At 44.9% G+C, this 9,135-nt stretch carries 7 protein-coding genes; all 7 read left to right on the top strand.

Features of this window, described 5'->3' with window-relative positions; genetic code table 11:
• The first annotated feature begins 219 nt into the window (after positions 1-219).
• The 7 genes from XYCOK13_RS08550 (at position 220) to XYCOK13_RS08520 (ending at position 9,109) form a co-directional block, all read left to right on the top strand.
• Entirely contained in the window at positions 220-585 is a 366-nt protein-coding gene (locus XYCOK13_RS08550) for a DUF4870 domain-containing protein (protein ID WP_213411697.1), read from the top strand.
• A gap of 247 nt (positions 586-832) precedes the next feature.
• Complete coding sequence (locus tag XYCOK13_RS08545) at positions 833-1,657, top strand: aldo/keto reductase (RefSeq protein ID WP_213411695.1); 825 nt, start codon at positions 833-835, stop codon at positions 1,655-1,657.
• Between the two features lie 165 nt (positions 1,658-1,822).
• Positions 1,823-3,415, top strand: coding sequence for a response regulator transcription factor (locus tag XYCOK13_RS08540; protein ID WP_213411694.1), 1,593 nt, complete (start codon positions 1,823-1,825; stop codon positions 3,413-3,415).
• A gap of 184 nt (positions 3,416-3,599) precedes the next feature.
• Positions 3,600-5,204, top strand: a complete 1,605-nt coding sequence (locus tag XYCOK13_RS08535; RefSeq protein WP_244865072.1) for a sensor histidine kinase — start codon at positions 3,600-3,602, stop codon at positions 5,202-5,204.
• A gap of 137 nt (positions 5,205-5,341) precedes the next feature.
• Positions 5,342-7,048, top strand: coding sequence for an ABC transporter substrate-binding protein (locus XYCOK13_RS08530; RefSeq protein ID WP_213411692.1), 1,707 nt, complete (start codon positions 5,342-5,344; stop codon positions 7,046-7,048).
• 141 nt (positions 7,049-7,189) lie between these two features.
• Entirely contained in the window at positions 7,190-8,167 is a 978-nt protein-coding gene (locus tag XYCOK13_RS08525) for an ABC transporter permease (protein WP_213411690.1), read from the top strand.
• A gap of 24 nt (positions 8,168-8,191) precedes the next feature.
• Positions 8,192-9,109: a carbohydrate ABC transporter permease gene (locus XYCOK13_RS08520; protein ID WP_213411689.1), complete on the top strand. Its 918-nt coding sequence runs from the start codon at positions 8,192-8,194 to the stop codon at positions 9,107-9,109.
• Positions 9,110-9,135: the final 26 nt, after the last annotated feature.

Raw genomic sequence — 9,135 nt, 5'->3', positions numbered from 1 at the left:
CTCCTACTCGATTGGTTCGCTCGTTTTGCTTGTGCTGTTTCTCATAGGGGGTTGAGTTTATTTGAATGGCGAAAAGTCAAGCGAACTGGGTTTATGATTATCCACTTGCTGCCCTGACTCGCATTGTAGACATTTCAGAAAATTGGTTCTATAATCAAGATGAATTTATTTGAGTTGATATGGTAAGTCTCAGTTTTTTTATTAAAGGAGGCGTCCCGATTGAGTTCGTTCGATCCTTCCAACCGCAATCAGGCTACTTCGACCGGTTTGGATGAGAAGGTTGCAAGTTTGCTCTGTTACGTACTAGGTTTTGTCACTGGCATTGTCTTTTTGATAGTGGAGAAGAAGAGCAGGCTGGTCCGGTTTCATGCCATGCAGTCGACGATTGTATTTGGCGGCTTGCTGCTTGTAAATTTTGTATTGAGCTTGCTCCCATTCCTAGGTTGGCTCATTAGCCTGGTACTAGGCCCGCTTACTCTCATTCTGTGGCTTGTTCTGATGCTAAAAGCTTATCAGGGGAGCTGGTTCAAGCTTCCTTATATCGGAGATATAGCTGAGAGACAAATTGACCAAATCAAGATGTAATTTCGCATCGAGCGAGCAATCAACAGTCCACTGTTCCTTCAGTGGGCTGTTTTGTTTTTTTGGACTGCGCGGCTTGAACTCATAGGCATCCCGATCACAAGGAAGGCAGTGCTGAAGAATTATGAAAAGTGTTTGTTTTTATTTGCATTCGGTGTGAGGCTCTCGAAATACAGGAAGAATCATCCTATAATGAAAAGTGGTGAGAAGACCACAGCTTGTGCAGACTACAAATAAGGAGGAAGAGAACATGAACCACATTCAAGATCGTGTAACCCTGAATAACGGTGTTACCATGCCATGGGTAGGATTGGGAGTATGGAAGGTCGAAGACGGCAATGAAGTCATTTCGTCTGTCAAGGCTGCACTGAAAGCCGGGTATAGACATATCGATACTGCAGCAGCTTATCAGAACGAGGAAGGCGTCGGCCAAGCTATTAAGGAAAGCGGTATTCCCCGCGAAGAGCTGTTCATCACAACGAAGCTTTGGAACAAGAACCAAGGGTATGAATCCACGCTGCAAGCTTTTGAAGAAAGTCGGAAGAAGCTTGGAATCGAAGTGATTGATTTGTATTTGATTCATTGGCCAGTTAAAGGCAAGTACGTGGATACGTGGAAGGCCATGGTCAAGCTCTACAAGGAAGGGCTGATTCGCGCAATCGGCTTAAGCAATTTCCAAATTCACCATATCAAGGATATTCTTGATGCTGCCGATGTTGTGCCAGCTGTCAATCAGATTGAATGCCATCCGATGCTCACGCAAAAACCGTTGCTGCAATTTTGCCGGGAACACAATATTCAACCGGAAGCTTGGAGTCCATTAATGCAGGGGAATTTGGATCTTCCGTTGCTGGACGAGCTTGCAGGGAAGTACAACAAGACGAAAGCGCAAATCGTTCTGCGCTGGGATTTGCAGCATGAAATTGTTACCATTCCCAAATCCGTGAAAGAACATCGTATTATAGAAAATGCAGATATTTTTGATTTCCAGCTCTCGGCTGAAGATATGGATCGGCTGGATGCGTTGAATCAGAATAAGCGTTTTGGCCCGGATCCAGATAACTTCAACTTCTAACAATCGAATCCTGTATCACCCAGCAATAACAAAAACGCCCTTTACGTAATAAAGGGCGTTTTTCCATTGCAGGATGTCTACAAAGCAAGTAAAATAAAGGAGCACATGCTAATGAATATCCAAAGAATGGGCAACAAGCATCAATCGTAGAAGGAGGGGCTAAGCATGCACTCGGTACTGCTTATTGACGATGAGATATTTGCCAGAACGGGATTGCGGAATTTGATCGATTGGCATGCTTGCGGGTTTGAGGTTGTAGGCGAGGCTGACAATGGCGAAGATGGTTTTGAAATGATCGAGCGTCTGAAACCGGAATTGGTCATTACGGATATTCGCATGCCTGTAGTGGATGGTCTGGAGCTGATTCGCATGACTATCGAAAAAGACACACACAAGCCCGGATTTATCATCATCAGCGGGTACAATGACTTTTCATACGCCCAACAAGCTGTTCGTTACGGTGTGCATGACTTTATTCTGAAACCGATTGATGAAGTGATGCTGCAAGATACACTGATAAAGCTGAATCATAAATTGTCGGCAGACAAAATTACACAGAGGAAGCGCGAAGAACAGCAGAAGACGGAATGTATTGCAAAATTGATCAAAGGCGAGATTGAAAGTGAAGAGACACTGTTCCAGGTGGCAGAAACGCTTGGTTTGCAGACGGAGGAGCGTGTCATTTATGTCTTTATTGAAGTGAATGATCGATTTCCTTGGTCAGCAAGTTCGCATATGTCGTATGAGGCATTGAACGCACAATTGAAATCCGGCATTGCCGGCTTTGTCCAAAGTTTCACGAACGGGAATGTCGAGCTCAACTTTTATGAACATCGCAACAGGCTAGGCTGGCTTCTGCCGCTGTCTGTTGTTGAGAGCAGGCAAACCGAATTGTCTCGGTTTATCCGGGAGCTTCAGATACGGTTGACAAGAGATACCGGGCAAGTCATTTATCTTTATGCAGGCAAGGTGGTCAAAAGCTTGAAAGCCCTGCGGGAATCGTTTGAAAGCGCCAAGGATTCGCTGCAATACAAATATCTGAATGAGAGAGAGCAGATCGTGCTCTATGAAGATATAAAGAAATTTCCATTGAATTATGTTGACATGGAAGCGGAGCTTTATACGAAATTGACGAATTATGTTGAGGAGAATCATGAAAGCGGTGTCAACAAGACGATAAATGAAATTTTCGATTCCTTCACAAAAAGACGTTGTGCGCCTGAAGCGGTAAAGGTAACCATACATCGCTGCGTATCCAATATTATTCGGATTATGGAGCGGATGGAGGTCGATTTCAGAAGCTTGCCTTCACTGGGACCGATCTTGACATGGCAGGATTTGAATATTTCGTTTCTCGCTCTGAAGAACCTTTTCCAGGCATTTATAACCGATAGCATGAAAGCGATAGGCACGCAGCGTAAAGAGACAAGCAAGGGCGGGATTCACAAGATCAAATGCTACATTGAAGACCATTACAGGGAAAATATCAGCTTGAAAAGCATTGCCGCTCATTTTTACATGAATCCGGTCTATCTCGGGCAGCTGTTCAAAAAAACATATGGCCTATACTTTAACGATTATTTGCTCCGGCTTCGTATTGAAGAGGCGAAGAGGCTGCTTCGTCAAACCGATATGCGCATCTATGAAGTGGCGGATGCTGTCGGATTCAGCAATGCTGACTATTTCGTTACCCAATTCGAAAAATTGGAGGACATGACGCCTACAGAGTATAGGAACAAGTTGTTACATCATTCATGACAGCTGGGAGGATGCTGCAGTGCTATTCAATTGGAATCACATCCGACTACGGGACAAGATGCTCATTTTATATTTTTCTTGTGTATTCCTGCCGATTGTCTTAACGAATATTATTTTCTATAATGTGACAACAGGTAACGTTCAACGACAGCGTACACAGGATATTATGAGAGCCGTAGAGCAAATGAAAAATGAATTTCTTAACGAGGTGGAGGATGCAGTCAGTGTATCCACGGTTTTTAACACCGATCATCTGTTGAATGAGATTCTTGAGACGAAATACGATAATCCCGTTGATTATATAGAAGCCTACGATTCGTACTTAAGGCGTGTGTTGAACAGCTACGGCCCGATTTACTATTCATTGAAAGCGATTACAGTGTATGTGGACAATCCGACCATGCTGTACGCAGGCGGAATCGCGATGATTACGCCGGAGACAAAGGAGACCGATTGGTATAAAGCCATTCAAGAGAACCCCTCTTCTCGTCCCATATTCATTCGCACCGGATCAGACGGCATGCAGGATACGTACAGTGTTGTCCGAAAGATGGACAACTATGTTCCCTATAATGAGCGGGAAAAAATACTCAAAATCGATTTGGACAGCTCTGCAATCCGCAGAATTTTTGGAAACCTGAATCTGCAGGGAGATATTTATCTTCTGAACGATCAGGGAAGGGTGGAGTATACAACAGATCATACCGTGAATTGGGAGGAAGGACATGTTTTTTACGACAATATTATTCATGCCAAGGATGCCATTGAGTTTCAAACAGATGCGTTTACAGTAGGATTTTTGGATAAGTGGAGAGTCATTGGCATTGTCGAGGAAAGCGAAGTATTTGAAGAGGTGCGAAAGTCCCGGGGGCTGGTCATTGTACTGGCATGCATCAACAGCATCATTCCGACAGCCATGATCGTCTGGATTACACGCTCTCTGCATGTGCGGCTTGGATTAATATTGCGTCATATGAAGAAGGTGAAGATTCAAAACTTTGCACTCATTAAACAAGCGGAAACCCGCGATGAGATCGGACAATTGACGGGTGAATTCAATCGCATGACCGAGCAGATCAAAAATCTGATTAATGATGTATATGTAGCCGATATCCAGAAGAAGAGTTTGGAGTTGAAGAGGAGACAGGCGCAGCTGCATGCTCTGCAAAGCCAGATCAATCCGCACTTTCTCTTCAATGCGCTTGAGACGATCCGCATGCGAAGCTTGATGAAAAAGGAGACGGAAACCGCCAAGATCATTCATCATATGGCCAAAATCTTCCGCAATTCGCTTGTGTGGAGCAAGGATATGACAAGTGTTCGGGAGGAAATGGAATTCATTCACTGTTTTCTCGAGATTCAAAAATACCGGTTTGGCGACCGATTAACTTATCACGTGCAGGCAGATGACGAAGCGCTCTCCTGTATGATTCCCAAACTAACCTTCCTGCCGTTTGTAGAAAACGCAAGTATTCATGGAATTGAGCCGCTGAAGAGCGGAGGACTGATTGATATCCATATTTTTAAGGAATCCGAGCACATTGTCTTTACCCTTAAAGACAACGGGGTGGGGATGGACGATCAAAAACTGGAACAACTGCAGAAATATATAGAAAGCGAGCCGGAAATGGGAGATCGGATTGGCATCCCGAATGTCATCTATCGACTAAAATTGTACTATGGGAAGGAATTCGATATCAGATTGGACAGTATACCAGAAATTGGGACACGCGTTTTACTGCGAATCCCGATTGCAGGACAAGAAGGTGGACGCGTCCAGGGCGAATAATTTTCGTCCATGACGCGTTTTTTGTTGAATATATTTAGATTTCGAAGTAGGAACTATAGTTTTACGGGTAATCAACAGGCAGAAAGATTTTTATAATGAAAGTGCTTACAAAATTGATGAAAGGGGTATGAATCAACATGGCAAAAAAGAGAATCCTGTTATTGCTGCTTTCTGTGGTCATGCTTTTGTCTATCGTGACTGCGTGCAGCGGCAATAATGGAGGCAATCAGCAATCGTCAGGAAACAACTCATCTGGCAACACAGGAGGAAATGCTGGCGGGGAGGAAACGCTGGAACCGGTAACGTTTACATTTTTTAACGCTGGTTCCTCTAGGCAGGATGTACTGACAAGCGATACTGATATCGGCGCACTGTATGCCGAAGAAACAGGAGTATCCTTCCAAATCGAACATCTTGTCGGTGACGTGCAAACGAAGATCGGTACGATGATTGCCGGCGGCGAGTATCCGGATGTTCTTGTTGCGGATACAGAAATAGACAAAGTAGTAGAAGCCGGAGGCTTCATCGATCTGACTGACTTGATCGAACAGTATGGACCGAATATCAAAAAAGTATACGGACCGTATTTCGATCTGATCACGCATCGGGATGGAAGCATTTACTTCCTGCCGTTCAGCCCGCAAGTTGGCGAGTATATTCCGAGCCCGGTCATTGACCAAGGCGCCTTCTGGATTCAACAACGAGTATTGAAGGAATTCAACTATCCGAAAATTAAGACACTGGACGAATACTTTGACCTGATTCGCCAGTATGCAGCTAAGTATCCGAATGAAGATTTGGTTGGCTTTACTTCACTGACGCATGACTGGAGATACTTTGCCATGACGAACCCGGCTAACCACCTGGCTGGTTATCCGAATGATGGCCCGGTTATGGTAGACATGAATACGCTTGAAGCAGATGACTGGCACAACAACGATGAAATGAAGCGTTGGCTCAAATCATTGAATGACTTGTATCATGACGGATTGTTTGATGAAACTTCTTTCGTTAACAACTACGATCAATATTTGGCTAAGCTTACATCTGGTAAAGTACTTGGATACTTCGATTACGGCTGGCAGGTTAACCAGGCTTCGCAGAACCTGAAAATTGCCGGCGATTCGGATCTAGAGTACTTCCCGCTTCCAATCGTATTTGATGCTAATATCAAGGATCAGTATCTGGATCCTGAGTCATTCGTTCATAACCGCGGTATCGGTATTACGAAGAGTGCTAAAGACCCAGAACGCATTATCAAATTCTTCGATTACATGCTTACTGAGGAAAACCAAATCCGCAATCAGTGGGGCATCCAAGGACTGACCTATGAAGTGGATGAGAACGGTCGTTTCTACCGGACTCCAGAGCAAATTGAAAAACTGCGTGATAACCAATACAAGCAAGATGTCGGTCTGACATACTTCGAATACTATTGGCCAATGTGGGCCCAATCGTCTACCTTGTCAGACGGCAACGCTCACTCTCCTGGCAGACAGCCTGAAGTGGCGCAGCTGGACTTTACTGATGCTGAACGTGCGGCTCTCGAAGCTTACGGGGTTCAAACCTTCTCCGAAATGTTTTCCGAATCTGACCCAAGACCTTGGTTCCCAGCTTGGAGTATCGCATTTGAACAAGGATCGCAAGAGCAGATTTATGAGCAGCGCAGAGAAGATTTAGTCAAGCGCTTCCTGCCGAGACTGACGTTGGCTGATGCAGGTAAGTTCGACAGTGAATGGGAAACTTATCTCTCTGAATTCGAAAAGCTGGGTTATACTGCCCAGTATGAAGAATACCTGAGCACAAAGCTGAAAGAGAAAGTAGCTGCGGTCAGTGGCGAGTAAGTAGCGGGACGAACGTTGTTTGCGCGGAAGGAAGGGGCACTTGTTGTCCTTCCTTCCGACTTTTATACGCAGCGTCAAGCCGGTTCCTTGATTACGCTGCAAGAGAAGTTTCGGAGAATTCAGATAGGAGGCGAATGAACCATGCAGCAGTCCGCTAGCGCTGCGCCGGCTGTTACACCGCCGAAGTCTCCAAAGGCACCATCGGGGACCAAGCTTTTTTTCAAAACGCTAATGAAGCAAAGAGCACTCGTCATGATGTCAGTGCCATTTGTGATCTGGTTGTTTATTTTTCGATATTTGCCAGTTTGGGGCTGGACGTTGGCCTTTCAGGACTACCGGCCAGGACGCAGTTTCTCAGAACAGGAATGGGTAGGATTTAAGCACTTTGCATTTTTGTTCCAAGATGATTCTTTCTATCGCGTCATGCGCAATACGTTCGCAATGAGCTTTATCAATCTGATACTTGGATTCGTATTGGCCATTACATTGGCTATCTTGTTGAATGAATTGAAGAATATTGTATTCAAACGCGTAGTACAAACAATCAGTTATATGCCGTATTTCCTTTCCTGGGTAGTTGCGGCAAGTATTGTCATGGTTGCTTTATCTCCGGAAGACGGTGTCGTCAATCAAGTATTGATGGGACTTGGCATTATTGACAAGCCTGTGATGTGGTTAGGAGAAGGCTCATATTTCTGGGGGATTTTCGCCGCATCCGAAACTTGGAAAAACCTTGGATGGAATACGATTGTGTATTTGGCAGCCATTACTGTGATCGATCCGTCGCAATACGAGGCAGCTGATATCGACGGTGCCAACCGCTTTCGCAAAATCTGGCACATTACGCTGCCTGGGATGAGACCGGTTATCATAGTGCTGTTGATCCTGAATATTGGGCAAGTATTGGAAACAGGATTTGAAGCGCAATACTTGCTGAAAAATCCTGCGAATATGGATTACGCAGAAACCTTGGAGCTATTCGTCATTCGGTGGGGGATCAATTTCGGGAATTATTCCTTTGCCACGGCTGCGGGTATATTCAAGACTGTAATTAGCTTTACCTTGTTGTTTGCTGCGAACTCTTTAGCAAAACGACTGGGACAGGATCGACTATTCTAATGACCATCAAAGGAGAGGAGAACCATGGCTTCCTACAGAAAAGGAGCCCTTCGCCCGTCTTTGGGTGATCGGATATTCGATATATGCAATGTGTTGTTTATGCTGTTTTTGGTTACAGTGACCCTGTATCCAATGTTGAATCAGCTGGCATTATCGTTCAATGACGCCAATGATTCCATTCGCGGAGGCATTCATTTGTGGCCGCGGGAATTTACTTTGAAAAATTACGAATATGTGTTTCAACAGTCTACGATCTTTCACGCAACATTGATCTCCATCTTGCGTACGGTGATCGGAACAGCATTGACTGTATTCTGCTCTGCAATGGTCGCTTATACGATCAGCAAGCCTGAATACGTGCTCCGCAAGTTCGTTACAATTGCTTTTGTGCTTACGCTGTATTTTAACGGCGGTTTGATCCCGACGTTTCTGCTTATTAAAGATCTGAATTTGCTTAATAGCTTCTGGGTTTATATTTTCCCTGGATTGATCGGGGTGTTCAATCTGATCGTTATTCGCTCGTTCATTCAGGGGTTGCCCGATGGCATTCTGGAATCAGCCAAAATGGACGGTGCCGGGGAATTTACAACTTTCGTCCGCATCGTATTGCCGCTGACAGTACCGGCTTTGGCTACGATTTCCTTGTTTGCTGCCGTGTACCAGTGGAACTCTTGGTTTGATGTCTTCCTGTTCAATTCTTCGAACATTAATTTGAGTACGCTGCAGTATGAATTGGTAAAGATCTTGCAAAACTCCAACTCTGCGGTAACATCCAGGACGGCGGCAGACGCTTTCGCCAATGCGTCTACGGATAACTTTGTTTCACCGCTGGCTGTCCGAGCGACCATGACAATTGTAGCCAGCTTGCCGATCATGATGGTTTATCCATTCCTGCAAAAGTATTTTGTTAAAGGCATGACTGTGGGCGGTGTGAAGGGCTAACATCCAGGTAGATTAGAAAGGGGAGA

The organism is Xylanibacillus composti (assembly GCF_018403685.1).
Classification (GTDB): domain Bacteria; phylum Bacillota; class Bacilli; order Paenibacillales; family K13; genus Xylanibacillus; species Xylanibacillus composti.
This window is presented reverse-complemented; position numbering and strand designations above follow the sequence as displayed.